The sequence below is a fragment of the Streptomyces sp. NBC_00873 genome (genome assembly GCF_045207415.1).
Classification (GTDB): Bacteria; Actinomycetota; Actinomycetes; order Streptomycetales; family Streptomycetaceae; genus Streptomyces.
This window is the reverse complement of the sequence record NZ_CP108803.1, coordinates 5,312,709-5,336,501: the sequence shown is the minus strand read 5'-3', so window position 1 is coordinate 5,336,501 and position 23,793 is coordinate 5,312,709. Positions and strand designations below refer to the sequence as shown.

General features: G+C 68.2%; 24 protein-coding genes and 3 pseudogenes. 11 read left to right on the top strand and 16 right to left on the bottom strand.

The window, feature by feature from the left end; genetic code table 11:
- Nucleotides 1–322: 322 nt before the first annotated feature.
- Together OH809_RS24685 and OH809_RS24680 are read left to right on the top strand one after the other, a co-directional pair.
- A complete protein-coding gene (locus tag OH809_RS24685) occupies nt 323–2,029 on the top strand; it encodes a thiamine pyrophosphate-dependent enzyme (protein ID WP_406420350.1) in 1,707 nt (568 codons plus the stop codon).
- A 136-nt stretch (nt 2,030–2,165) separates the two neighbouring features.
- Nucleotides 2,166–3,443 carry a M20 family metallo-hydrolase gene (locus OH809_RS24680; protein ID WP_406515543.1) on the top strand — a complete coding sequence of 426 codons (1,278 nt, stop codon included), beginning with the start codon at nt 2,166–2,168 and terminating at the stop codon, nt 3,441–3,443.
- 59 nt (nt 3,444–3,502) lie between these two features.
- On the opposite strand, the pseudogene OH809_RS24675 reads toward OH809_RS24680, so the two are convergent.
- The 4 genes and pseudogenes from OH809_RS24675 to OH809_RS24660 all read right to left on the bottom strand — a co-directional run.
- A pseudogene (locus OH809_RS24675) lies at nt 3,503–3,574 on the bottom strand (oxidoreductase); the annotation flags it as partial.
- 72 nt (nt 3,575–3,646) lie between these two features.
- A complete protein-coding gene (locus OH809_RS24670) occupies nt 3,647–4,171 on the bottom strand; it encodes a hypothetical protein (protein WP_406420352.1) in 525 nt (174 codons plus the stop codon).
- Nucleotides 4,172–4,180: 9 nt separating this feature from the next.
- Nucleotides 4,181–4,510: a hypothetical protein gene (locus tag OH809_RS24665; protein ID WP_406420353.1), complete on the bottom strand. Its 330-nt coding sequence runs from the start codon at nt 4,508–4,510 to the stop codon at nt 4,181–4,183.
- A gap of 794 nt (nt 4,511–5,304) precedes the next feature.
- Nucleotides 5,305–5,562 carry a hypothetical protein gene (locus tag OH809_RS24660; RefSeq protein ID WP_406420354.1) on the bottom strand — a complete coding sequence of 86 codons (258 nt, stop codon included), beginning with the start codon at nt 5,560–5,562 and terminating at the stop codon, nt 5,305–5,307.
- 65 nt (nt 5,563–5,627) lie between these two features.
- On the opposite strand from OH809_RS24660, the pseudogene OH809_RS24655 reads away from it, so the two are divergent.
- Nucleotides 5,628–5,759, top strand: a pseudogene (locus OH809_RS24655) (IS5/IS1182 family transposase); the annotation flags it as partial.
- A gap of 16 nt (nt 5,760–5,775) precedes the next feature.
- On the opposite strand, the gene OH809_RS24650 reads toward OH809_RS24655, so the two are convergent.
- The 5 genes from OH809_RS24650 to hutH all read right to left on the bottom strand — a co-directional run bounded on the left by OH809_RS24650 (nt 5,776) and on the right by hutH (nt 10,003).
- The gene (locus OH809_RS24650) at nt 5,776–6,345 is read right to left on the bottom strand and encodes a GNAT family N-acetyltransferase (RefSeq protein WP_406420355.1); all 570 of its coding nucleotides are present in this window, start codon (nt 6,343–6,345) and stop codon (nt 5,776–5,778) included.
- A 151-nt stretch (nt 6,346–6,496) separates the two neighbouring features.
- On the bottom strand, nt 6,497–6,643 hold the full coding sequence (locus tag OH809_RS24645; protein WP_406420356.1) for a hypothetical protein: 147 nt from the start codon (nt 6,641–6,643) through the stop codon (nt 6,497–6,499).
- Nucleotides 6,644–6,684: 41 nt separating this feature from the next.
- Complete coding sequence (locus OH809_RS24640) at nt 6,685–7,260, bottom strand: hypothetical protein (RefSeq protein ID WP_406515542.1); 576 nt, start codon at nt 7,258–7,260, stop codon at nt 6,685–6,687.
- Between the two features lie 57 nt (nt 7,261–7,317).
- Nucleotides 7,318–7,995: an ATP-dependent DNA ligase gene (locus OH809_RS24635; protein ID WP_406420358.1), complete on the bottom strand. Its 678-nt coding sequence runs from the start codon at nt 7,993–7,995 to the stop codon at nt 7,318–7,320.
- Between the two features lie 466 nt (nt 7,996–8,461).
- On the bottom strand, nt 8,462–10,003 hold the full coding sequence (gene hutH, locus OH809_RS24630) for a histidine ammonia-lyase (protein WP_406420359.1): 1,542 nt from the start codon (nt 10,001–10,003) through the stop codon (nt 8,462–8,464).
- 448 nt (nt 10,004–10,451) lie between these two features.
- On the opposite strand from hutH, the gene OH809_RS24625 reads away from it, so the two are divergent.
- On the top strand, nt 10,452–10,688 hold the full coding sequence (locus OH809_RS24625; protein ID WP_406420360.1) for a hypothetical protein: 237 nt from the start codon (nt 10,452–10,454) through the stop codon (nt 10,686–10,688).
- A gap of 7 nt (nt 10,689–10,695) precedes the next feature.
- Here OH809_RS24625 and OH809_RS24620 read toward each other — a convergent pair whose 3' ends face one another.
- From OH809_RS24620 to OH809_RS24605, 4 genes are all read right to left on the bottom strand, one after another.
- Nucleotides 10,696–11,301, bottom strand: a complete 606-nt coding sequence (locus OH809_RS24620; RefSeq protein WP_406515541.1) for an MBL fold metallo-hydrolase — start codon at nt 11,299–11,301, stop codon at nt 10,696–10,698.
- On the bottom strand, nt 11,298–12,398 hold the full coding sequence (locus tag OH809_RS24615) for an S-(hydroxymethyl)mycothiol dehydrogenase (protein ID WP_406515540.1): 1,101 nt from the start codon (nt 12,396–12,398) through the stop codon (nt 11,298–11,300). The genes OH809_RS24620 and OH809_RS24615 overlap by 4 nt, the downstream gene beginning before the upstream one ends.
- A 77-nt stretch (nt 12,399–12,475) precedes the next feature.
- The gene (locus OH809_RS24610) at nt 12,476–12,784 is read right to left on the bottom strand and encodes an aromatic amino acid lyase (protein WP_406420363.1); all 309 of its coding nucleotides are present in this window, start codon (nt 12,782–12,784) and stop codon (nt 12,476–12,478) included.
- 133 nt (nt 12,785–12,917) lie between these two features.
- Nucleotides 12,918–13,733: a hypothetical protein gene (locus tag OH809_RS24605; protein ID WP_406420364.1), complete on the bottom strand. Its 816-nt coding sequence runs from the start codon at nt 13,731–13,733 to the stop codon at nt 12,918–12,920.
- A gap of 81 nt (nt 13,734–13,814) precedes the next feature.
- Between OH809_RS24605 and OH809_RS24600 the strand changes: the two genes are divergently transcribed.
- The 4 genes and pseudogenes from OH809_RS24600 to OH809_RS24585 form a co-directional block, all read left to right on the top strand.
- Nucleotides 13,815–14,798 (top strand): LysR family transcriptional regulator, encoded by a 984-nt coding sequence (locus tag OH809_RS24600; protein WP_406515539.1) that lies wholly within the window; start codon nt 13,815–13,817, stop codon nt 14,796–14,798.
- Nucleotides 14,799–15,579: 781 nt separating this feature from the next.
- Complete coding sequence (locus tag OH809_RS24595) at nt 15,580–16,920, top strand: MFS transporter (RefSeq protein WP_406420365.1); 1,341 nt, start codon at nt 15,580–15,582, stop codon at nt 16,918–16,920.
- Nucleotides 16,920–18,380: an aromatic amino acid ammonia-lyase gene (locus OH809_RS24590; RefSeq protein ID WP_406420366.1), complete on the top strand. Its 1,461-nt coding sequence runs from the start codon at nt 16,920–16,922 to the stop codon at nt 18,378–18,380. Before OH809_RS24595 ends, OH809_RS24590 begins: the two co-directional genes overlap by 1 nt.
- Nucleotides 18,381–19,106: 726 nt before the next feature.
- Nucleotides 19,107–19,265: pseudogene (locus OH809_RS24585) on the top strand (mobilization protein); the annotation flags it as partial.
- On the opposite strand, the gene OH809_RS24580 reads toward OH809_RS24585, so the two are convergent.
- Nucleotides 19,193–19,573, bottom strand: a complete 381-nt coding sequence (locus tag OH809_RS24580; RefSeq protein WP_406516335.1) for a hypothetical protein — start codon at nt 19,571–19,573, stop codon at nt 19,193–19,195. The pseudogene OH809_RS24585 and the gene OH809_RS24580 overlap by 73 nt on opposite strands.
- Before the next feature lie 245 nt (nt 19,574–19,818).
- On the opposite strand from OH809_RS24580, the gene OH809_RS24575 reads away from it, so the two are divergent.
- Nucleotides 19,819–20,202, top strand: coding sequence for a hypothetical protein (locus OH809_RS24575; RefSeq protein WP_406420367.1), 384 nt, complete (start codon nt 19,819–19,821; stop codon nt 20,200–20,202).
- A 136-nt stretch (nt 20,203–20,338) separates the two neighbouring features.
- On the top strand, nt 20,339–21,319 hold the full coding sequence (locus OH809_RS24570) for an SIS domain-containing protein (protein ID WP_406420368.1): 981 nt from the start codon (nt 20,339–20,341) through the stop codon (nt 21,317–21,319).
- A gap of 253 nt (nt 21,320–21,572) precedes the next feature.
- Here OH809_RS24570 and OH809_RS24565 read toward each other — a convergent pair whose 3' ends face one another.
- Nucleotides 21,573–21,992 carry a type II toxin-antitoxin system VapC family toxin gene (locus tag OH809_RS24565; protein ID WP_406516274.1) on the bottom strand — a complete coding sequence of 140 codons (420 nt, stop codon included), beginning with the start codon at nt 21,990–21,992 and terminating at the stop codon, nt 21,573–21,575.
- Nucleotides 21,993–22,030: 38 nt separating this feature from the next.
- Entirely contained in the window at nt 22,031–23,317 is a 1,287-nt protein-coding gene (locus OH809_RS24560) for an RNA-guided endonuclease InsQ/TnpB family protein (RefSeq protein WP_406515538.1), read from the bottom strand.
- A gap of 23 nt (nt 23,318–23,340) precedes the next feature.
- On the opposite strand from OH809_RS24560, the gene tnpA reads away from it, so the two are divergent.
- Nucleotides 23,341–23,769, top strand: a complete 429-nt coding sequence (gene tnpA / locus OH809_RS24555) for an IS200/IS605 family transposase (protein ID WP_406420369.1) — start codon at nt 23,341–23,343, stop codon at nt 23,767–23,769.
- Nucleotides 23,770–23,793: the final 24 nt, after the last annotated feature.

Here is a 23,793-nt window from a genome sequence, read left to right as displayed (position 1 = left end):
GTCTGAGCCGAGGAATCGTCTGGGGGACTGGGGGCTGAGCGGGCGCCGTCCGGTTGGCCAACGGTGCATCGACGACTTCGCCGACCGCAAGGAGCAGAAGCACACCGCCGCGGAGCGACGACTGTGCACATGACCAATGCGCCACGTCGCGCTCCGAATTCCGGATGAAAACTTCGTGTTACGGACCTGGCCCCCTCGCCCACGCCTGTTCATCTGCACATCGCAGCGCCGCTATCCGGGGGCCTTTGCCCCGTGTCTCCGGCCGCCTCGAAAGCAACACTGGCCGGGCAACCGCGGCCTCAAGAGAAGGAACAGACCCCCGATGGCGAACGTCGCACCCGAACCCACCGACTCCCCCGAGCGCCCCCTCTCCGCCGGCCATCTGATCGTCGCGCAGCTGGAGCGCGAGGGCGTCCGGCGGGTGTACGGGGTTCCCGGTGAGTCCTTCCTCGACGTTCTGGACGGCCTGCACGACTCGTCGATCTCGACGGTGGTGACCCGGCACGAGGGCGGTGCGGGCTTCATGGCGCTGGCGGAGGGCAGGCTGACGGGCCTGCCCGGGGTGGCGATGGTGACCCGGGGGCCGGGCGCCGCTAACGCCTTCATCGCCGTCCACACCGCGTACCAGGACGCGACCCCGATGCTCCTCTTCGTCGGGCTGGTCCCGGTGCCCGACCGCGGCCGGGAGGCGTTCCAGGAGTTCGACCTCAGCGGGTGGTTCGGCAGCACGGCGAAGAAGGTCGTCATGCTGGACGACCCCACCGCCGCCGCCCGCGTCGTCGCGGAGAGCGTCCACGTGGCCCGCAGCGGCCGGCCCGGCCCGGTGGTGATCGGCCTTCCCGAGGACGTACTCACCCTCCCCGCGGGCCCCGCCCTCGGAGTTCGGCCGCTTGCGGTGCCGCGGCCCGGCGCCGCAGAAGCGGAGCTGAAGGAGCTGGTGCACCGGTTCGAGCGCGCGCGACGGCCCCTGGTCGTCGTCGGCGGAGAGGGCTGGACCGCGGAGAGCGGCCAGGAACTCATGCGCTGGGCGACACGGCACTCGATCCCCGTCCTCGCCGACTTCCGCGCCTACGACGCCGTCCCCCACGACATCGAAGGCCTCGGCGCCTACGCCGGCTCGCTCGGCTACGGCCGTGGCGACCACGCGGCCCGGCTGCTGGACGAGGCCGACCTCACGGTCTTCCTCGGCGCACCGCGCGGTGACGTGCTCAGCGACGGATACACCCGCGGCCTCGACTCGGAGACGGTGCTCGTCCTCCCCGGCGACGCACAGGGCCACTGCGGCCGCATCGACCAGTTCGTCGCGGCCCATGCGCCCGCCTTCGTCCTCGACCTCGTCACCACGCCGGCGGCGCCGGACGCCGACGCCGCGTGGTTCGGGGCGGCCGTGGACACCCAGGCCCGCTTCGCCACTCCCCCCTCCGAGCCGACCGAGGACGACACCCACGACACCTACGTCGACCTCACCGCGGTCATGGGCGTGCTGCGGGAGGAGCTCACCCACGACGCCGTCATCACCTACGGCGCCGGAAACCACGCCCTCTGGCCGGCCCGCTACCTCCCGCACCGCGCCCCGGCCTCCCTCGTCGCCCCCCGCAACGGCGCCATGGGCATGGGCATACCGGCCGCCGTCGCGGCCTCGCTGGCCTTCCCCGGACGCGAGGTCGTGTCGGTCGCGGGTGACGGCTGCTTCCTGATGAACGGTCAGGAACTGGCCACCGCGGTGGGACACGGCGCCGCCTTCGTCGCCCTGGTGGTCGACAACGGCTGCTACGCGACGATCCGCGAGCACCAGGAGGGCGCCTACCCGGGCCGCCCGTCCGGCACCCAGCTGACCAACCCGGACTTCGCGGCATGGGCCCGCTCGTACGGTGCGTACGGCGAGACCGTGACCTCGCACCGCGACTTCCGCGAGGCGTTCCGGCGGGCCCGCGCGAGCGGCCTCCCGGCCGTGCTGCACCTGATCCAGGACCCGGCGGTCCGCGCTCCGGCGACCGCCGCCTGGGCCCCGAAGCCGCCCGCCCGATGAGCCGCGAGGCCACCCACCCGATGACCCCCGCGCCGCCCCACGATCGCCGGAGCCCCACCCGCCTCCGCCAAGGTGACCCGCCTCCCTCCGTGGACGCGTTCCCGCAGCCCACCCCGCAAACCGACAGGACGTGATCATGAGCAACCCCGCCACCTCTTCCACGGCTCCGACCGCACACGACGTCACCCTGCTGGAGGACTTCGCGACTCTCTCGGCGTTCGGTGCCACACCCGGCGGTGGGGTCGACCGACAGGCTGCCACCCCCGCCGACGCAGAACAGCGTGCCTGGCTCCACCGGTGGCTCACCGCCCGCGGCGCCGAAGTGCGCTACGACGGTGTCGGCAACCAGTTCGGTCTCTTCACCGTCACACCCGGAGCCCCGTACGTCCTCACCGGCTCACACCTGGACAGCCAGCCGCTCGGTGGCCGCTACGACGGTGCGTACGGCGTCCTAGCCTCGGCTTACGCCGCGCACCGGGCCGTGGAACGGTACGGCGTCTCGGACTCCGCACCGAAGTACAACGTGGCCGTGGTCAACTGGTTCAACGAGGAAGGCTCCCGGTTCAAGCCGAGCATGATGGGCAGCTCGGTGTTCACGGGGAAGCTGCCGGCCCGGACCGCCCTCACGACGACCGATCCTGCGGGCACCACGGTCGAAGCCGCTCTCCGCGAGATCGGAACGATCGGCGACTACGCCGGGCCGGACGTGGCAGCGTACGCCGAGATCCACATCGAGCAGGGCCGCGACCTGGAGAACAAGGGGATCACGATCGGCCTGGTGGATGCCACCTGGGCGGCACGCAAGTACCAGGTCGTGGTTCGCGGCGAGCAGTCGCATACCGGATCGACGATCATGGCGGACCGACGCGACGCCCTGTTCGGCGCCTCGCTCCTCGTCGTGGCGGTGCGCGAACTGGCCGAGCAGAGCACGGACATCCCGTTGCACACCTCGGTGAGCGAGATGACCATCGAGCCCAATTCTCCCGTGGTGGTCGCGCGCGAGGTGCGCATGCACGTCGATCTGCGTTCGCCCGACGAAGCGCTTCTCGACTCGGCGGCCAAGAAGCTGGCCGAGTCGATCCCCTGCGTCGAGGAGCGTGCGTCGGTCACCATCGAGCAGGTTCAGACACACGGTTGGGGCGTGGCGCCGTTCCCGGCGGCCGGGGTCGAGCTCGCAGCCCAAGCAGCCGACGAACTGGGGCTCAGCCACCAGACCATGATGACCATCGCGGGACACGACTCGGTGAACATGAAGGATGTCGCGCCCTCGATCATGCTGTTCGTGCCCAGCATCGAGGGAATCTCCCACAACGAGGGCGAGTTCACGAACGACCAGGACATCAGCGCGGGCACCGATCTGCTGACCGAGGTGGTCCGCCGACTCATGTCGGGTGCTCTGGACGGCACACGGTGACCCGCGGGGCAGAAACGGATTACGCCTCTCCCGCCCGGTCCTTGTGGACGCGGTCGGTCACGGCCGGGACGCTTCTTGAGCAGCCGGTCCATGTGGCTGATCGCCTCACGCTGCGTGTCCTGCACGACGTGTAATGGTGACGTCGGGTATTGGAACTGTCCGAATGCCTGTCTGTGGTAGCGCAGGGTCTGGGTCAGGGCAGGTCAGCGATGCTCGGGCGACAGCCCTGTGCCAGCGAAGTCGACGACGGTCTGCTGAAGCTGTTTGAGGAAGTCGATCAGGTTCGCGGCGATCAATTCGAAGTCGTCGAACCAAGACGCGGTGATGGAGCGATGGACCGCCCCACTCGGGTCGACAGCAAGGAGGTTGCCTCCGCCGTCGCTGCCGAACACGATGCCGACAATGTGATCTGCAACGTGCACGGAGCCGTACTCGGCGAGATCGTTGAGCACGTGGTCGGGTGAGTGGATGAAGTGCCCGTTGTCGATGTCGGGCAGGGCTGCCTCGGAGATCGTGTCGTAGAACGTGATCAAGGTGGGTGCGGCTGCCGGGTGCTCCTTGAGCTGTGCAGCTGCTGATCGACTGTCGGCATTCGCCAGGATGATCTCGTTGTCACCAGGCGGGTAGCCGTAGGTGTCCTCGAAGGAGCCGAGCACACGCTGAAGAAACTTGGTGATCTGGTGCTGCCAGACAACGAGCCAGTTCGCGTCGAGTGAGGGGGTCTGCATCTGGATCTCCTATTCGATCGTTTCTGCCGGCTTCGAGGTTCGGTTGCTGGAACGTCGGCTGACTTCGGCGGCGTAGGTGGCCCAGTCGCCCGCAGAGAGACGTTGCCGGGCGACGGCGACGTCGGTGTGGATGCCCGGGGTGCGGGCGAGGATCGCGGCGGGGATCTCGGTGGCGAGCTGGAAGAGCGCGGTGCTGCGGGCCTGGTTGGGCCGAATCCCGAGCTCAGCGGGCGCACTGGCCGGGGTGTGGGTAGTCGGGGTCGGTGCAGGTGGGACAGGATGGACGGGGCGCCGTTCGCGGGTGCCGGCGGATTCGTGGTGAGCGTTGTGGGCTCCCATCCCGTCCACCTTCGACCCAGGCAGAGCCGAGCAGTCGCGGCCCAGGGCGTCAAGGTCGTTCGTACAGTGGCGCGCTCCACCTTGACGCCCTGAACCACGACTGCTCCACGGTGTGTGGGGCGAAGGCGGACGGGATGGGAGCTGGGTGAGTGGTGGGTTGAGGGAAGAACGCCGCCGCTTGGCGGGCAATTGAGACCCCGTTGGACCCATCGCTACCATGCGTTCGTGGCTGGAGATCTCGGTTTCATGCTGGTTTGGGGCGTCATCACCATCGGCGGTGGAGGGGTAGTGGCTACCAACTTCCGTGGAGCCGCGGAATCGTTCCATGAGTTGATCCCCGAGCACAGGCGATGGCCTCGCACCGTGCCAGGTCTGAGGAAGGCCGCCGGAGCCTGGGCGGTCCTGGGAGCGATAGTGGTCAGCGTTGCGTTCATTGGCTGATCGCGCCTCATGACATCAATCACTGACACCAAGTCCCCGCCGGTCAATGCCTTACCCCGCCCAGGGGAGGGTACAGAGATAGGCGTCGAACGCCGCAGCAAGCTCGACTGGGCTGATCAAGGCATCGCGCTCCACGATCCAGGTGGAGATCTCTTCGGCGCGCACTCGCGCAGGTTAACCGAGCCGCCCAACGAGCCGGTGGCGTGCCCCTTGCGTGCCCGACCAGGCGGGTGCGAGGGGGGAGTCACGGGGAACGACGGTCACGTCGTGGCTCCCCCGCAGCAAACGCCGCTGGCGTTCCTGTCGACTCGCCGGGTAACCGCAAGACCAAGGCGGTGCCGGGTCGGGACGGGTCACCGCATCCGCACCACCGTGAGCGTTCCGTGCCGGCCTGATCCCGCCAGGACTTCCACCGTGAGGTCGGTCTGGATCCGGGTGTATGTCTCGCCTTCCGTCCGCCGCTCACCCATTACCTCCGCATCGGTCAGGGCGGTACCGATGTGTGCGGCGAGGACCCGCTCGAGGCGGGCCGACAGCCTTACCCGGCTGTCCTCGTCGCCGACCACCAGGGCCAGGTGCTGCGGGCGGAGCCTGGGCCCCGTGAACGCCACGACCAAACCGTCGGCGGTGTCGGCGTGGCACTGGTGGAGTGTCGGTATTCGAGAGTTGCAGTATTCGCCCACAGGGCGAGCAGCCCCGCACCCGACCTGGTCACGCCAGCGGTGACAAGGTGTAAGGCTCCTGCCGCAACGGGTGCTACCTGCGACGACGCCAGATCAAGCACACGATCCCAGAGCCGAAGAACCAGCCGGGCAGCGTCGGACTCAATCGCCTGATCGACTGCCAAGATCCGCGGACAGCGCCGCGTAGATGTACTCGCTGCCCCAGCGATCCCCGTCGAGGTCGTTCTCGACCAGGTGCGCCTCCCGGCGCATCCCGAGGCGCTCACAGACCCGCACAGACCCGGTGTTCTCCACATCCAGCCGTGCGTAGAGCCGGTGCACGCCCAGCGTGTCGAAGGCAAACCCGGCCAGCGCCGCGGCCGCCTCGGTCGCGTAGCCGTGTCCCTCGTGACTTGGGTCGAGAGTCCAGCCGATCTCGGCCTGGGCGGCGCGGACATCGGCCAGGGTGAGGCTCACCTCTCCAAGGACGCCGGGCTCATCGCGTCGGCAGACAGCGAGCGCCAGCTTGTCCCCGTCGGCGCGCCAGGCCGTCTGCGCCGCACGCTCGGCGGCAACTTGCTCGCTGCGCTCACGCGTGTGCGCCGGCCGGTACAAGTAGCGCGCCACGCTCGGCAGGCTCTGGTAGGCGTACAGGTCGTCGGCGTCGCCGGGAGTGAACAGACGCAGCGACAACCGGGACGTGGTCAACGGCAGCAGCGAAGCGATGTCCATGCGGACCTCCGGGACGCGGATGTGGATCAAGTTGCGGACGGATTGTCGCATCACGACTGCCCCGCAGCCACGCCTTTTCAAGAGCAGCGGTCGGCAGCCGCACTTCACCACGAGGCGTGGCTTTCCAGGAGTTGTTTACTGACCCACACTCCTAGCCCTGCGGGGCGTCCCGTCTCGCTGCCAAATATTCGGACCAGTTCCCGCCGGCGAGGGTGGCCCAGCGTTCGGCAGTCTTGGGGTGGATGCCGAGCAGGTCGGCGATGACCATGGGCGGCAGGTCTACCAGGGCGTCCATCATGGCGGTGTTCCGTGCTGCGCGGGCGGACAGACCGTGGTGTCTCAGTGTGTCGGCGAGGCCGAGGGGGTTACGCGGGCGTCCAGGGCTCTGGCCGGGTAAGAGGTACCTACGTCCGGCCGGAATGCTGTGACGGCGTCGAACAGCGCCTGGACCTCGTCGTAGGTCAGAGGCCGACGTCGGGGATCGCCTTCGTACTCCACCGAGTGCAGGACGGAGTTGCCCTCGTGAAAGATCACCTGCGGTGACAGGCCGAACCGCTCCTGGCAGGTCTCGATCCACCCGTACCGGCGGTCCAGCAGGTACTCCACGAACAGCTCGATCACTACCTCGTAAGACCGAGCCGTAGACAACTGGATCGGCTTGGCCCCGCTGCGAAGGTGGACGATGAACGCCTCGCCATCGGCCGGAGTCCACTGCCACGGGTACAACCCCGTGAAATCCTCGAACCGTTGGATCAGACGCAGCCGGGGCTGGATCGTCGAAGCCTGGAGAAACCGCGCGGACTGCTGCCGAGCCCATCCTTCCTTCATTGCAGAGGAAACCGCTGGCTCCGGGTCCAGGAGGACAACGTTCGGGGCCAGGGCAAGACGCACCGAACCGGGTGCCTCAGTGACCATGCCCGTCGTTGTATCAAACGCATCATTGTTGCGTCCATATCGAGCGGTGCTGGTCAGCTACCGAAGGAGGCCCAGGGCGTTCCCGATACAGGGTCTCTGATCAGCAGGAACGTTCGAGGTAGGGCTGTACGAACTGTTGCAGCCAATGCAATTCATCCTGTTTCGAACCTTCACCCACCCGCGCCGTCCCGACGGGTACGCGGCCGTGCCCCGCTTGGCCACCACTCCTTCAAGGTCCTGCGCTTGGAGGGCCTCGTACCAGTGCTCCGCCACATCCCTATCGTCGGTCGCCGGTACGGGCTGGATCGGCGGGCCGACCTCCGCGAGCAGTTCCAGGAGAAGGGTGCGCCGCTTGGTGTAGGGGAGCGTGCGGGTGTCACCGATCGCCGGGGCGGGGTGCTGCACGAGGTCCCAGCAGGCATACGAGGCCGGGTGCCGGGCGGCCAGCGCACGGGCCCGGGTCACGGACGAAGCGGCCCTCGACTGAGCGGCTCCGAAATCGAGCCGCCCATCCCGCCAGACCACCGCCTCCCCGTCCAGCACCGTGCCCGGCCGCAGCGCCATGCCGGCCAGGGCCAGGTCCATCCAGTACGGCGTGACAACCCTCCCGGACCGGGCATACAGAATCACAGTGCCATCGGTGCGCCGCAGTACAACTCGGTGCCCGTCGAACTTCGGCTCGAACCACCACCCCGGCCCCTCGGGCAGCCTAGGGACCGCCTGGGCCAGCGCCACCTTGATTCTGTATGCCCGGCGGGGTGTGCGTAACGTATTCGGTGCGATCTGGGACGCCGGGTGTGGCGTCAGCAGTCGGGGCCCCCGTGTCACCAGCGAGATGGTTCGGGGCCTCCCCGTCACCTCTGGCCACACCCACATGGCCAGGTCGTAGGAATTCCGCCCGCCCGGGACGGACCGCATACGGGATATGCGTCGCCGACCGGGACGCGAAAGCGGAGGACCAGTGCGCCCAAGACCGTTCGGGGCGTACCGGTGAGACAGGACTCACTCCTGCTCACTGCCCAGGAACGGTTTGTACCCGTGCTCCCCATATCCGGACTCCACCCCCGAAGGGACGTGTTGAGGGGCGCCAGCTACGGCTGGCGCCCCTCGCGGCCTCTGGCTAACGATTCGCCCTTTCAGGTCAGGTTGACCGTCGACGACGGGCGGATAACGCACCGCGCCGCCGGTCCTCAGCCCGACCTCAGCGACCCAGCGGGCCCACCACGTCCTCGGCGACCCGCAGCAACTCCCCGCTTCGCACGAGGTGGGTGATGTGCTCCATGTCGGCGTGGAAGACCCGGTCCTCGTAGACGGCCGGAACGGTCTCCCGGATCCTGGCCCGCAGCGCCTCCGCGGCCGGCGAGGGTGAGAGCGGCGCGAGCAGGTCGAGCGCCTGCACGGCGCACATCACCTCGATCGCTACGACGTAGCCGAGCTTGCGCGCCGCCCGGTAGGCCTTCAGCGCCGCCAGATAGGCGTTGCTGACCGCGTCCTCCTGATTGGCCGAGGTGGTGACGTTGTCCGCGGATGCGGGCATCGCCATGCCGCGCAGTTCCATGGTCAGCGCGGCGGCCGTGTACTGCGCGATCATGTAGCCGCTGTTCAGCCCCGGCTGGGGAGTAAGGAACGCGGGCAGTTCGCTGAAGTTGCTGTTCACCATGCGGTCGGTGCGGCGCTCGGACACCTTGGCCAGCACCGTTATCGCGTTCACCATGGAGTCGGCCTGGATGCCGACGTACGTGCTGTCGCAGTTCGCCCCCATCAGCGCCACCCCGTCCTCGCCCTCGGGGTGGATGACCGGGTTGTCGCCCACCGAGTGCAGCTCCTCGACGATGACCTCCCGGGCCTGCGCGAGCGTCCGCTTCGCACCGCCGTGCATCTGCGGAACGGCGCGCAGGGCCAAGCCGTCCTGGAGCCGATGGTCGAGGAATTCGGCGCTGAGCGCGCTGGATTCGGTCAGCCGCCGCAGGCTCTCGGCGACCGCGGCCTGCTCGGGGTGCCGCTTCCTCTCGTGCAGCCGGGCGTCGTAGGCGCGAACGGTGCCCTTGAGTGCCTGCACCGACAGGCTCGCGGCGATGTCGGCGGTGGCCGCCGCGACGTCGGCGTCATGGGCGGCCAGGACGGCGATCGCGGTGACCGAGTGTGTCCCGTTGGTGAGCGAAAGACCCTCCTTGCAGCCGAGCCGGGTCGGTTCCTCCCCGATCCGGGTCAACGCCTCGGCCCCGGGCAGCAGTTCGTCGCCATACCAGGCCCTGCCCTCTCCCAGCAGCACAAGAGCCATGTGCGCCTCTGGGGCCAGGTAGCCGACGGAACCCTCACCGGGTACGTGCGGCGTGACCCGGGCGTTGAGCATCCGCCGGATCAGCTCCAGGGTCTCGAGCCGGATGCCGGAATAGCCTTCGCCGAGGCCGACCAGCTCCATCAGCCCGATGGCGCGGACGATCTCAGTGGGCAGGGGTTCACCGACCGACACGGCGTGCGAGCGCACAATATTGCGCTGCAGTTGCTCGGCATCCGCCGGGGCGATCACCTCCGTGACGTTGTCGCCGAATCCGGTGGTCACCCCATACACCAAGCGGTTCTCGGCCAGGAAGCGCTCCACGAGCGCGCGGGACTTGCGCACTCGGTCGACATACGTCGCATCGAACTCGACCCGGGCGCCGTGCCGGGCGACCGCGACGAACTGCTCGATGGTGATCGGCTCCTCACCCAAGGTGACAGTGGTGATCTTGTGGGCGGCCATGGGGGTCCTCTCAGATCGGCCAGCAGTCGGTGATGGGACCCGTCAGCGGGTAGCCCGCGCTGTCGGCGCCGGTCCCGATGGCGCCGCGGGAGCGCTCGGCATTGACGGCGCGACAGTCAGGGCACGACCGTCCGAAGCGGGCTCCGCCAGGTGGACGGCCACGGACATCTCCTCGTGCTTGACATACATCCATTCACTAGCCAGGCTGAATGAATCACTTTATTTAAAGCTTGGCAAGGGCCACATCGCAGCGGACACCGGGCCCAGCACGGGGGTTGCAAACCCCCGGGGGATCGGCGAAGACCTCGCCCGACTCGAGACGCTGCGTACCACCGTCGTGGCTAAGACGCCCCCGTGGTCCTACTGCGTCGAGACGCCGCCAAGGATGCCGAACTGTTGGTGCTGCGGCACGAGAACGCCATCCTTGTGCAGGCATGTGAGGGGCAGGGTGCGCTATGAGCCGGCCGACCGATTCTGGCTCGCCGCCGTCACCTCGCTGCTACCACGTGGCCGCTGGGCCGCCGTCTTCGCCGCCACTCCCGGTACCGACGAGGGTTCTCTGCGGGTACTTCACTCCATCGAGCGATTGAGCTGCAAAGACGCCTCCGTGTCGCAGCGGGCGAACTGGCGGCTGTTGTCGTTCGCGGGCTTCGGGCGCGTCGGGGACCTGCTTGCCGATCGATAGCGGTTCGTCATTTCTTTCGTTCGGCGCCGATGGTGGTGTCGGGCCCGTGGCCGGTGTGAACCACGGTGTCGTCCGGCAGGGTGAGCAGTCGGTCACGGATCGAGGCACGGATGGTGTCGTGGTCGCTGCAGGAGCGGCCTGTCGCGCCAGGGCCGCCCTGGAAGAGGGTGTCGCCGGTGAACACGCATCCGAGTTCCTTGGAGCTGAAGCAGACCGCCCCTGGTGCGTGACCGGGGGTGTGGATCACCTCCAGGCGCACGTCCCCGACCTCGATGACCTGGCCATCGGCGAGATCGACGTCCCACGGGTCGGTCGGATGGGTGAGCTGCCACAGCGGCCGGTCGTGGGGGTGGAGGAAGATCGGCGCCTGGGTCTGCTGCCTCAACCGTGGCGCCACCCGGACGTGGTCGTCGTGGGCATGGGTGCAAAGGATCGCCTTGACCCTGCGGGCGCCGACCACAGCGAGAATCCGATCCACGTCGTGAGGTGCATCGACCACAACGCATTCGTGGTCGTCGCCGACCACCCACACGTTGTTGTCGACCTCGAAGACCTGGCCGTCGAGGCTGAATGTGCCGCTTGTGGTGGTGTGGTCCACCCGGGTGCGCGTCACAGGACGACCACGGAACGCAGCACCTCGCCGCGGCCCATCCGCGCGAAAGCCTCCTCTACGTCGTCCAGGCCGATTCGCTCGGTGACGAAGGCATCCAGATCCAACCGCCCCTGCTGGTAAAGGTCCACCAGCATCGGGAAGTCCCGCGAGGGCAGGCAATCGCCATACCAGCTCGACTTCAACGCCCCACCGCGGCCGAACACGTCCAACAGCGGTACGTCGGGAATCCGCGTGTCCAAAGTCGGCACCCCGACCAGCACCACCGTGCCGCCCAGGTCCCGGGCGTAGAACGCCTGCCGCCAGGTCTCCGGGCGCCCGACAGCGTCGATGATCACGTCTGCCCCGCAGCCATCGGTCAGCTCCCGGATCGCCTTCACCGGATCGGTCGCCACACCGTTGATCGTGTCGGTGGCGCCCATCGACGACGCCCACTTCAGCTTCCGGTCGTCCACGTCCACCGCGATCACCTTCGCGGCGCCGGCGAGCCGGGCCCCCATCACCGCCGCGGATCCAACGCCGCCGCAGCCGATGACGGCTACCGACTGACCGCGGGTCACCTGACCGGTGTTGATCGCCGCGCCGATGCCGGCCATCACCCCGCACCCCAGCAGCCCGACCGCGGCCGGGTCGGCGGCCGGGTTCACCTTGGTGCACTGGCCGGCGGCCACCAAGGTCTTCTCCGCGAACGCCCCGATGCCCAGCGCCGGGGTGAGCTCTGCACCGGCATCCAAGTCGCCGTTGGCCAGCGTCATCTTCTGCGTGGCGTTGTGGGTGGCGAAGCAGTTCCACGGCTGACCGCGGCCGCACGCGCGGCACTGACCGCACACCGCACGCCAGTTGAGGATCACGAAGTCCCCCGGCGCCACCCCGTCCACCCCCTCGCCGACCGCCTCGACCACGCCTGCCGCCTCATGCCCGAGCAGGAATGGGAAGTCGTTGTTGATCGCGCCCTCCCGGTAGTGCAGATCGGTGTGGCACACCCCGCAGGCCTGCACCTTCACCAGCGCCTCGCCGGGCCCAGGATCGGGGACGTTGACCCGGACCACCTCGAGGGGCCGGTCCTGACCCCGCGCGACGACTGCCTTCACTTGTTGCATGTGTGCTCCCGTGTTGAAAAGTTCGATCCTTCGGCGCCGCTGTGCCGGCCTGTCGTCCGCCCCGGAAGGGCCACCCATCAGTGCGGCCTGGAGGAATGCAACCCCCAGGCCTGCGCCCACCTGGGCAGGCAAGACCCGGCCAGCAGCTGGTCGAGGTGAATCGTGAGGGCAGCCCAGGTGAGCCCTGCGGATTCGACAGGCCTCACCCCGGCACGGTGGCTACAAAGCAGCCGCCTCAGGTCAACCACGCTGTCCTCTGCGGCTGCCTGGGCCGTCCGATTCGTTCCCCCGCCAGTGCTGGCCCCGTAGACGCGGTCATGGCTTCGCTCCGATCGAGCCTCACTGGCCCGTGCGGCCTTCTCCCACGCTTCGGGCGCAATGACCACAGACCGATCGGCGTACGACCGGAGAGATTGACTGTGATGGCGGATGCAAGATCCGACTCCTCAGTCCCACCAGTGAGAGGGGTCCAGTGAGAGGGGTCACTCCCGCAGCTCACGCTGCGGGAGTGACCCCGTCCTAGGCGATGCGGCCGTAGAACAGTTCCTGGGTCAGTTGGTTGAGCTTGTCTCCGCGCTTCGCCGAGTACGCCAGTACGGCGTTGATGCGAACCTCATCGGCTTCGATCGGCGAGACCCGATGAAGGGAGTACTGCCCCCGGAACATGCTGAGAGTTCCCGGGGCGTTGTAGAGCTTGATCTTGCCCGGCAGGTCGCCCCGCAGGGCCGACGTCACGTCGGACTTGTTCTCGTCGTTCGCGCTGCGGAGATCGTGGTAGTACTCGTAGTCCCCTCCGACCGTGGAGGGCCGAAGCATGAGGGTCACTGCGAACGGCGAGCGGTCGAAGTGCCAGCCGAGCTCGTCCCCCTTCTCGAACAGCATGAGCGAGGCGGCGCCGAGCGGGTCGGCGTACCGGTGGAACTCAGGCATGCCGAGGGCCTCGCCCAGGAACCTGGTGAGGTCATCGCACTCGTAGGCGATGCGGAGGGGTGAGCTGGGGCCGATCAGGTCCCAGGCAATCGCCGACTTGGAGCTGTGCTGCAGCGCTGCGGCCGGATCATTGCCTGACGGCTCGTCAGGCACAGGCTCGAAGTACACGTTGTGCGTGTCGTCGGTCCGGTAGGCCACGCCGCGCTTCTCGAGCGCCTCCGCGATAAGAAGCTCCACGGCCTCGGGGCGGACGAAGCCGGGCAGCTGACACGCACCCTCGAACGCGAGCGACGCATGACAGAAGGCCATAAGAGCTCGGCCCTTCGGGCTGTCGAGCTTGTCGATGGGGTAGCGGTCAAGGTCGATCACCTGCTCTACGGCGGTGATCAGTGAGGACCCACTCATGGGGACGCCTCCCTCCTGGTCAGAACGATGTCGCGACAAGCCTGGCCCCTGCTGGCCGATAAGCACCAGCGCCTGTAAGTTGTGGGAATCATTAATTTCCCTTATGGAGGAACGTTGACTACTCCTTTGTGGGCCCGGCTTGATCTACGCCATTTCGTGACGCTGGGGCAGGTGGCGCGGTCGGGTTCTTTCACGGAGGCTGCAGCCGAACTCGGATATACGCAATCCGCAGTGAGTCAGCAGATCAGGCGGCTGGAATCAGTGATCAAGCACCGCGTCATCAATCGTTCGGTCGGCGGGAAATCTGTATCTCTGACTCCGGCTGGAAGGGTACTTCTTCGCCATGCCGAGTCCCTGACGGCAACCCTACAGAGGGCCGCTACCGATATCGAGGCGCTTTCTTCGGGATCGGCCGGAATCCTGCGCGTCGGTTGCTACGAGAGCGTGGGGGCACATCTCATACCGTCGGTCCTGGCCGGCTATCAAAAGCAGTTCCCCCGAGTACAAGTCGTTCTCACCGAGCTACCGGACGACGGGGAGCTGCTTGATCGCGTAGAGCGCCACGACCTTGATCTGACATTCGTGGTTTTCCCTCTCCCAGACGGCCCCTTCGAGACTCAAGCACTCCTGAGGGACCCGTACGTCCTGGTGGCTGCCTCGCATTCACCGGTAGCCTCGAGCGTGGGACCGATCGATCTCGACGAAAACACAGATCTGCCTCTGATGTCGTACGGCGAGCTTCGGTCGGCTCACACGATCGAAACGCGCTTGGGTCGACCGGCCTACAGGGACCGAGTGGTCTTTCGGAGCAATCACAACTCCACTCTTCTCAGCCTCGCTGCCCAGGGCTACGCAGCCGCAGTGATGCCATGGCTCGGAATCGACCACTCCCGGGACGACCTATGCGTGCGTCAGCTGGCCAAGGTCAGTCCGCGCATCGTCGGGATCGCCTGGCATCGGAATCGACCGCTGTCGGACGCGGCTTCCGGATTCATCCACGAGTCGCGAGTGGCAGCCTCAGAGCTGGAAGCCCGCATGACGGAGACATTGGGTTTCGAGTACTGAGCTTGAACTCGTGGTGTCGTAGGGCCTGACGGCTTCCTGTCCGTGCAATATCACCGGGGCATGCGGTATCCACTGCTCGCGGCAGCACCCGCGATCGCTGGTACTCCTCCCCCAGGTGTCAGCGAACTCGGCGAACCGCTCCAGAGCAGCCTCCTCGGTCGCCGCGGTGCAGAGGGGCTTGAGCGCCTTCGCGATCTTGTCCCAGTCCTGGCGGGCGCCATGGCGGGAGAAGTTCTGCATCAGGTCTGGCGGGAGACGTCGGCTCCGCAGACCTGCGCCAGATGGGCGTGGACGTCGCCGTTCGTCAGGCCCTTCGCCGCAAGGGAGATGACCATCTCGTGCACGCCGGACAGGTGCTTCAGGCCCGCTCACCGGGCTCCCTGTCGGGCTGAGCGCCCGCTTGCGCCGGGCCGAGGGCGGGGGTGCGGCAAAGCCGGCGGCCGCGGGGAGCCGCCTGAGTGACCGGCCAATACCCGCTGCGCCAGTCCCCGCGACCGCAGCTTCCTGTGCAGACCATCGTTGTGGACCAGGCCTCGCGGGAGTTGTGCGCCCGGCTCTGACCTGCGCATCGACGGACCGATACGCAAGACATGACGCGGCGGCACACACCGGTCGCAAGCGAGTCGGCGGTGGAGCATCAGCCAGCCGACGCCCGCTGCGCGCATCAGTGCCGGGGGCGCGCGACAGCACGTCGATGCATAAGAAATTTCAACCAAGCATTGTCTGACTGGATAACTTCATGCACGATGTGCGCACCTCATCTGCCCCTACGGAGGCGTGCATGGACAGCAAGGTAAGGCTGGCGAATGCCGACCGCAGTCACACCGGCATCGGTAGGGAGCCCCTCACGGCGTTCCATCTCCGTGTCACCGCAACCACGTTCGGCGCCAACTTCTCCGACGGTTACGCCCTCGGCATCATCGGGGCCGTGCTCCCGGTACTGGCCCACACCATGGGTCTCTCCGGCATCTGGCAGGGACTGCTCGGCTCATCCGCTCTGATCGGTCTGTTCTTCGGCAGCATCCTGCTCGGGCGCCTCGCCGACCACATCGGCCGGCAAAAGCTCTACCTCTACAACTTCGTCATCATCGCCCTCGCGTCCGCCGCCCAGTACTGGGCCCACGACCCGCTCACCCTGTTCCTGCTCCGGCTCGTCATCGGCTTCTGCCTCGGCGCCGACTACGCCGTCGGCCCCACCCTCCTCGCCGAGTTCGCCCCCCGGCGCCTCCGCGGAATCCTCCTCGGCTCACTCACCGTCCTGTGGACCGTCGGCTACGTCCTCGCCAACATCCTCGGCACCTACATACCGCTCACCGACTCTGCCGCCCGCTGGCTGCTCGCGTCCGGCGCGCTGCCCGCGCTGCTCGTCCTGCTGCTGCGCATCGGCACCCCCGAGTCCCCCAGCTGGCTCGACAGCCGCGGCCGCCATCAGGAGGCCGCCGCCATCCGCCGCGACTACCTCGGGCAGGACACCGCCACCCCGGTCAGCGCCACGGTCGGTGACGCCCCGGTCACCCGCTACGGCGCCCTCTTCGCCAAGGGGCAGCGCCGCAACACCTGGTTCGGTGTCGTCTTCTACAGCGCCCAGGTGTTGCCCTACTTCGCCATCTACACCTTCATGTCCAGCATCCTGGAAACTCTGCATGTCTCCGACCCGGACGCCCAGAACCTGCTGCTCAACCTCTTCCTGCTGGCCGGCGGTGTCATCGGACTATGGCCCGTGCAGCGGATGGGCCGACGCCCGTTCACCGCCTGGACCTTCCTCGTCATGACCGCCTGCCTCGGCGTCATGGCGCTGCTCGGCAACGCCTCCGGCGCCTGGCTGATGGTGCCCTTCCTGATCTACACCTTCGTCATGGCCGCCGCCTCCAACATCACCCAGGTCTACCCCGCCGAGCTCTTTCCCACCGCACTGCGCGCCTCCGGCGTCGGCTTCCTCAACGGCGCCAGTCGCGTCGCCTCAGCCGTCGGCACGTTCGTGCTCCCGGTCAGCCTCAGCACTCTGGGGATCGGCTGGTCCATGGGCTGGCTCTCCCTCGTCCTGCTGCTCGGCACCGTCGTCACCTTCGCCTGGGCACCCGAGACGAAGGACACCGTCACCACCGAGGAGTGGATCCACTGATGCCGCACACACTGGTACTCGACGGCACCACGCTGACCCCCTCCCAGGTCACCGCCCTCGCCCGCCGCCGGGCCACCTCCGTCGTGGCCCCCGCGGCCCGGCAGCGCGTCACCGCCGCCCGCGCCGCCGCCGCACGCGTCACCGCACGCCGCCACGTCTACGGCCACACCACCGGAGTCGGCGCCAACCGCACCACCCCCGTCCCCGACGCCGCCGCCGACACCCACGGCCTGCGCCTGCTGCGCAGCCACAGTGGCGGCATCGGCCCTCTTGTCCCCGAGGCCCAGGCCCGCGCCATGCTCACCGTGCGCCTCAACCAGGTCCTCGGCGCCGGCTCGGCCCTCGGCGACACAGTCGTCGACGCCCTCGCCCGGGCCCTCGCCGGCGGACACGTCCCCGCCGTGCACGCCCTCGGCGCGATCGGCACGGCCGACCTCACCGCCCTGGCCGAACTCGGCCTCACCCTCGCCGGAGAACTCCCCTGGCAGGGTGGCGACGGCCCCGCCCCCGTGTCCGTCCCGATCACCCGCTGGGACGCCCTGCCGCTCATGTCCAGCAGCGCGCTGACCATAGGCCAGTCCGCCCTCGCCACCACCGATCTGCGGCTGCTCCTCGACCGGCTGCCGCTGGTCGCCGCACTCACCCTCACCGCCGTCCGCGGCGGCACCGAGGCCTTCGCCGCCTCCGTCCACGCCCAGCGCCCGCATGTGGGCGCCGGGCAGGCCGCCGCCCGTATGCGCGAGTTGCTCGCCCACTCAGACTGGCAGCCCGCCCTCGTGCAGGACCCCTTCGGGTTCCGCTGTCTTCCCCAGGTCCACGGCGCGGCACTCGACTCCTGGGCCGCGCTCGACTCCGTCCTCACCATCGAGCTGAACTCCTCCGTCGAGAACCCCCTGCTCGATCTCGCCCCGGACCAGCCCGGCCACGAGGACTACCACCACCACGGCGGCTTCCACATGGCCAGCCTCGCCCTCGCCCTCGACCAGTTCCGCCTCGCCCTGCTTGGCACCGCCTCCCTGTCCACCTCCCGCCTCGGCGTCCTGGTCGAACCCGCCTTCACCGGCGGACTGCCGCCCTTCCTCGCCCAAACCGACGACGGCAGCAGCGGCATCATGATCGTCGAGTACGCAGCGCAATCCGCCCTCGCCGAACTCCGCGGCGGCGCCCAGCCGGTGACCGTCGGCCACGCCGTCATCTCCCGTGGCGTCGAGGAACACGCCAGCTTCGCCTCCACCGGTGCACGCCGAATCCTCGAGGCCGTCGACCACGTCTCGCTCGTGCTGGGCTGCGAACTCGTCGCCGCCGTGCGCGCCCTGCGGATGCGCGGGCTCAAACCCCCGGCCGGAGAACTCCGCGACTTCTACCGCGCCGCCGCGGACGCCCTCTCCCCGGACCTCGCCGACCGCAAGCTCACCGACGACATCCACACCGCAGCCGCACTACTGCTCCGTCCCACCTGAGCCGTCACGGAAGGCGAGTCATGGACCTCAGCCGCAGCACCGACCGCGCAGCTCGTTGATCTGCGAGATTCCGGATGCCCCGCCGCGCTTCGAGGACGATCACGTCGAACCCACCTGGGACGGCCACGCGGCCCGGCTGATCTGGACAGCGTTGAACCTCGCCGCTGACGGGCTCGAGGCGTGGCAGCCCCTTTCCCTCGTGGCGATGCCGCAGGGACACAGTCGGGCTCCTCCTTCATCGAGCGAACCACAGTGAACACGGGAGCCGTCCCCAACCTCGCCCCGCCGCTTGTCTCCAGCAGGTTGCCGGGGCTGGGCGCATCGACCGCCGATCGGCCCGGGACGGGGCGGAGCCGCCGTAGTACTCCGAGGCCGGGAGAGCCGGCCACATGGGGAAGGGCGGCAGCGGTATCGAGAAGGGAAGGATGCTGCAATGCCGGAAGACGCCCGGAACGGCGGAGGACACCCCCGAGCACCTCACTGCGCTGCTAAACCCCGACCAGCACGTCCGATCGCAGGCCCTGGACCACCTGCACTACGCAGTGCACCACCAGACCACCCTGTACACCGCTACGATCCCAGCCGCGCTCTACGTCGCGGGGATCCTCCCCGACTCGCGTACAGCCTGGCCCGTCGATCTTCCCGGGCCCATGCGTGCCGCCCTGCTGGGGTGGCTCGGCTCCGTGGCCGATCAGGCCGACGACGAAGCAGCAGGCCGGAAGCCCGGCGCCCCAGGCCCTTCGGCCCCAACTCCGAGACGCAGCAACCGCGTTAGAGCGCGCCACCCGCTCCCGCAACCGGGCCGAACACCATCACGCACGCGCCCTGCGCGGCGCCGTCCGCGCGATGTTCCGTGAGCCCGCCCCCAGAGACGGGGCCGTCCTGATCTGCTCGACGTCGGCTGCGCCGGCGAGCAGGGCCCGGTCCGCGGCGCGCTCGTCGCCCGCGGTGGCGTGGGCGACGGCCTCCAGGGCCGAGAGCCAGGCGGCGGCGATTGCGGGGCATTCGCTGCCGAGCTGGCGGCGGGCGCCGCGGATCAGGCTGAGGCCCTGGGCGACGTTGCCGACCTCGACCTCGAACTGGGCGAGGCTGCCTTGCTGGTACGCACCACCGAGAAGGAGAACGATCGTGGATAACGATCGTGGATAAGGTCCCTGCTGGGGCTCCCTGGCGGATCCAAGCTGAGTGAACATCAGGCCGCAGCGCAGCGAATGGGGTGCTTCGAAACCCTCTTGACAGCACCGGGGAGCAAGACCAAGATTTCAACGAAATCAGCAACCATCCCGCACCAGTTCAACGTAATCAGCTACACAGAGCGCAACTCACAACCCATTCCGTGGAATCCAGTCCTGGAGATGTGACTAGTGTTGATCCGCTCGATGACTGGCGATGAGCGGCGACTCTGCTCGACCTGGCGTGCGGTACCGGACGGCACAGCGTGCCGCTCGCCGAGGCGGGCTACACCGTCACCGGCGTCGACCGCGACTGGTTCCTGAGCCAGAGCGGTGAGTCGTTCGGTGTCGAGGCTCACGAATTCGTCGTCCGTAACTTCGACGCCGACGGCCCGGTGACCTATCTGTACGAGGAGCGCTTCTCGCCGCTGACCAGCCGGCTCCGCTGGCATATCCGCACTGCGGGCACCACCCCGGAGCGCTCTGCCACCGCCGACTACCGGATCTACAGCGCTCACGAGCTATGCACGCTGCTGTCCCGGGCCGGCTTCCTGGTCGCCGAAGCGTACGGCGACCGCGACCTGAATCCGTTTCACGTGCACGCGCCGCACCTGATCATCACGGCCCAGCCCACGACCGGCAGAACCTGAACCTGAAACATCTGGCCGCCGTACCCGGCCGCCGGAAACCGGACTGGCTGGAAGGGGCCACCCAGCATTCCCGCCCCTGCGCCCCGAATCCGCCTTGACAACAACGGCAATTCACAAGAAAGAGAAGTGATCTGGCGTGACCTCGAAGACCGCCCTGTACGACGTGATCCATACCCAGGCTGACGCCATCGCGCGGCTGGCCGACACCGACCTGTCAATCCCCGCAGAGAGGCTGGCCGGAGCGCGACGCATCCTGCTCATCGGCACCGGCACCAGCCAGCACGCCGCGGAACTCGGCGCCATGATGTTTGTCCACACCGGGATCGACGCCCGCTGGTCTTCCGCTGCTCAGTTCGCTCGCTGGGGAGCACCGCTACGCGACGGTGACGCCATGGTGGTGATCACCCATACTGCCGAGACCGCCTTCGCACTCACCTGCCGGGAACAGGCTCTGGCTGCCGGGGTGCCGATCGTCTCCATCACCGGCATCGGGTCCGGCTGGCCCGACGCCATCGAGACCGTCGAGCGCGAACGGTCCGAGACGTACACCGCCAGCTACACCGCCGCGCTCGCCGTCCTCGCCGGAATTGCCGCCCACTTGGGCGCCGAGCAGTACGGCCCCCAGGCGCTGCGGCGCACCGCCGAAATGGTACGGGCAGCGGTGGCCGACCCGGGGATCGACGAGATCGCCTTCCCTGCCCGCTCCCTCGCCCTGATCGGCACCGGCCCATGGGGCGTCACCGCAAGGGAGGGCGCCCTGAAGATCCGGGAGGCGTCCCGGACCCTCGCAGAGGGCTTCGAGGCGGAGAACTTCCTCCACGGCTCGGCCGTCCCGTTCGGGACCGCCGACGGACTGGTCCTGTTGGAGCCCGCGCGGGATCCGGACGGGTTGGTCGCAGCGCTCGGCGAGGCCGCCCGCCTGGAGGGCATCACTGTTCACGTCCTCGGCGACAGCACCGACGACCTGCCGCCGGTCCTGGCCCAGCTGCCGATGACCGCCCGACTCCAACTGCTTGCGGACCGGTTCGCCGGGGTACGGCAGCAAAACGCTGATGTGGCCATCGTGGGTGCATGGGCGGAGAAGCAGCTGTGGGCCCTGGGCGCCCCCACAGCCTGACGTCTCCTCGCGGGGGTCGGAGAAGATCAGAATTGGCCTGGCTAGTTCCGCGGGACTCGCCCAGCCTTCAGGCCGGCACCAGCCGCGTGAGCCAGGGTCGCGGCACCGTGACGGAGGTCGTGGAGGCGAATCGGCGGGAGGCCGATTTCCTCGCACAGCTCGATGAACCGCCGTGTGACGTTGGCGGGGTGGAGCAGTTCTCCGTTCTCGCGGGTGAGGACACGTCCTGTCTCACCCCAGGAGCTGCCGCCACCTACATGTGCTGCTCCCACGGGTTGACCACCAGAGCCCCGGTTCGGGCCATGTGCTTGATGTTGCGGGTCGCTACCGTCCAGCCGTTGGCCAGGGCAGTGGCGGCGATCAGTGCGTCCGGCGGGTCGATGCTGGTACCGGCGGCCTTGAGCGTCTTGTGGATGGTGAGATAGGCGGCCGCCCCCGGTTCGCCGATCGGCGCGAAGCGGTCACGGAATTCGTGCCGTACCGCAGCGAGGGCTTGGGCGTAGCGGGCCTGTCGTACGGGATCCGGGGCGGCGACCACCCCCGCCTCGATCTCGGCCACAGTGATCACGCTCAGGAAGCGGTTGGGCCTGGCCGTGGACCGAAACCAGGCGATTACGCGCGGGTCGGGCTTCGCCCGGGTCGTGAGCTCCGCGATGACATTGGTGTCGAACAGTTGAAGTGCTCTCCTTCGTGAACGAGGGAGATTCCTGCCTACCTTGCGGTGGCGGGCTTGACGCGACGGGCGCGCCTGACGACTGCCCTTCCGGCAGCCGGGACGAGCGCGAGGCCCATCCGGTACAGGTGCAAGACGTTCATCGATGCGTTGTGGTCGGCGTTGCCGGACCAGCCGCAGTCGGGGTTCTTGCACACGAACACGGCCTGGTTCTCCCGGCTGCCGGGGGTGGTGAAGCCACAGGCCGAGCAGCGCTGGGAGGTGCCGGGGGCGGGGACCTTGTGCAGAGTGCCGCCGCGTCGGGCGGTCTTGTACGTCAGCATCGTGATGGTTCGGCCCCATGCTTGCCGGCTGATGGCACGGTTGAGGCCGGATTTCTGCGCGACGTTCCTGCCTGGCTGTTCGAGGGTGCCTTTGGCGGACTTGACCATGTTCGTGATGGTGAGTGCTTCGACCACGACCACGCTGTACTTGGCGGCGATGGCGGTGGTGGTGGTCTTGTGCTGCCAGTCGACGGCCCGGCGCTTGGCTTTCGCGCGCAGGTCGGCGATCTGGTCGTAGGTGCGGTGCAGACGGCGAGACGTCCTCTCGCCCGGTTTGCGGTGCTTCTTGCGCCGGGCGGCCAGCTGCTCCAGACGCAGAAGCCTGGCCTGCTCGGATTCGGTCAGCCACTCGCCATGGCCGTACGTGGTGCCATCCGAAAGAGCGAGGGGCACGGTGATGCCGACGTCGATGCCGACCTCCGGCCCCCGGTGGGGCTCGGGCCGGGCTTCAAGAGTCTGGATGCGGAAGGCGATGTGCCAGCCGAGGGCATCCTTGACCAGCCGTGCCCCGGTGATGCGGTTGTCACCATCGGCCTGTCTGCCCACGGGCAGGTTCTTCGTCCAGCGGAACCGGACCCGGCCGAGCTTGGGAATGTTGACCATCCCCCACCGGCGGTGGACGCGGACGATGTTCAGGTCCCGGCCCTGCGGAATGTCCACCGCCATCACCGACCGCAAGCGGGCCTTGAAGTCCGGCGCGGCCGCACGCCCTTCCCAGCAGTTCTTCCAGGCCTGGAGGTACGTCTTGAGAACTGCCTGCGCGGCCTGCGCCGGGAGGACGGCGAGGAAGTCGATGTCCTTGCGGGCCCGGCGTATCGCCGCGTCCGCGTTTGCCGGGGTCCGCTTGTCCTTCGGCATCATCTGCCACCACACGTGCAGCAGATTCCACATCGTGCGTGCCGCATGAGCCTGCTCATCGGCCCTGGCCGAGAGCACCGGGTCCAGCGCCAGCCGGGCACGGTGCCCGAACTGCCGCTTCTCGTACCCGATTTCGACGCTCACGTCGTCACCGTACCATTTGGTTCATGTCACCACGCTGGAACCCGAATCCCGATGTACGCACCGGTCGCCATGTCACATACAACCTTCACGCTCATTTGGTTTTCGTCACCAAGTACCGGCGCCAGGCATTCACCGCCGAGATGCTGACACGCTGCGAAGAGATCATGCGGGAGGTATGCACCGACTTCGAGGCCGAGCTGAAGCAGTTCAACGGCGAGGAAGACCACGTGCACCTGCTGGTGCACTATCCGCCGAAGGTCGCCCTGTCGAAGCTGGTCAACACTCTCAAGGGCGTCTCCTCCCGGTACCTGCGCAAGGAGTACGACGCGCACGTCCGCCGCTATCTGTGGGGCGGGCACTTCTGGTCCGGCTCCTACTTCGCCGGGTCCTGCGGCGGCGCACCGCTCACCGTCGTCCGCCAATACATCGAGAACCAGCAGCGACCCGCATGACACTCACCGCTCCGGAGGCGCAAT